General features: G+C 41.9%; 1 pseudogene. It reads left to right on the forward strand.

Features of this window, described 5'->3' with window-relative positions:
- Positions 1 to 1,637, forward strand: a pseudogene (locus BAZSYMA_RS09270) (hypothetical protein); the annotation flags it as partial.

The raw sequence follows: 1,637 nt of genomic DNA on the forward strand, positions 1-1,637 counted from the left end.
ATGCTAATATATTCACCCATGTTGGGGATGGTTTTAGTGCCGCTTTAATGATAGGTGGGCAGGCTAATATTTTTACCAAAGTTGGCAATGACACCACTTTGGCGGCTATGGTTGGTAATTTCAATATTTTTACTCACATTGGCAACGGATTTTCAGTTGCGTTTGCAATTGGGCAGGCTAATATTGTAACCAAAGTTGGATCAGGTGATCTAATTACAGCGGCTATTGGTCAAGCAAATATTGTTACCCATGTTAATTTAGAAGGAAGTGGTAACACCATGAGTTTGGTGGTTGGTCGAGCCAATATTGTTACCAGAATATCTTCATCAAAGGATTCTACAGTTACCGTATCCCCACTAGATTCCGTAGTCTCAGACCCTGTTTTGGAAAAACATCGCCTCTTCCCAAGAGGTAATGTATTTTCTGCACCACAAAAATTCTTAACATCAGGCGTTGATGCACTCAAAGCAACTGGTGTTGCATTATTAGGTAGAAAGAACGAAGGCAGCATGGTTACATTTGCCGTAGGTCGGGCCAATATTATCACTCACATTGGTAATGGTGCAATGCTAGGTATAGGCATTGGCCAGGCCAATATCATTAGTAAAGTGGGCTTGGGTCAAACCATCCAAGCTGGTATCGGTCAAGCCAATGTTCTTACTTCCGTTGGCGATAATGACAGTTTGCAAATTGCCGTTGGCAACGGCAATCTTGTTACTAAAGTGGGCTCTGGCTATAGCGCCATGATTGCCCTTGGTAAAGTCAATATCACCACCAAAGTGGGTGATGGTTTTCATGTCGGATTGTCTATTGGTAAATTCAATGTCAATACCAATGTTGGCGATGGTATTGCCATCAACGCCTTGATTGGCAAATACAACCTTAATACGCGCGTGGGGCATGGCGTTAATGTGGCTGTAATGAAGGGTGATTATAATGTCAATGTGCGTTATGGTGATGGGATGAATATTGCCTTGGCAGCCGGCAAAGGTAATATTACCGTCAAAATTGGTGACGGTGATTTTTATGGCGCCATGCTTGAAGTGGGTACTAACAAACAAAGCGTTACCGCTAAGATGAAAGCTCTTATGCAAGGCATGTTGTCTAATTTAAAGGAAACTGCCAAAAGTATTTTGGTGAGTCAAACCATAGGAATAGTCGTCAACGGAGACGAGGCAGACACAACCAAACTTCGTGGTACTAGCCACTCTACCCCTAAAGAACCAAAGGACTACACCAAAAATGTAGATTCTGTTAATAGAGATGTAGATCGCTCGAAATATCAGCAAACAAATGCCGATGAAGACTCAAATGCTGACGTACAATCAAGACAAGACAAGCGCACTGTCAATGCTTTGAAAACCGATACACAGGTCGATAAAGGAGACGCCAATCAAGGCGCACAGGAAATTACGAATATTTTGGGCAGTGGTAACAATAATTTAATGCAACGCCAAAATCAAGAGGACAGTAAAGGATTAGAGGTGCTAAATAAAAGTGGACAAAGTGATCATCACCGTAGTTACACGCAGTTTGGTTCTGTTGATAAAGCTAGGGACAAGGCCGATAAGGATGTTGCAAATAGCAAAGAAGGTATTAACCAAAGCAAAACCCAAACAAAAGAAGAGTTAGACAAT

Origin of the sequence: Bathymodiolus azoricus thioautotrophic gill symbiont, assembly GCF_001298715.1 — a bacterium.
In the GTDB taxonomy this organism is placed as follows: domain Bacteria; phylum Pseudomonadota; class Gammaproteobacteria; order PS1; family Pseudothioglobaceae; genus Thiodubiliella.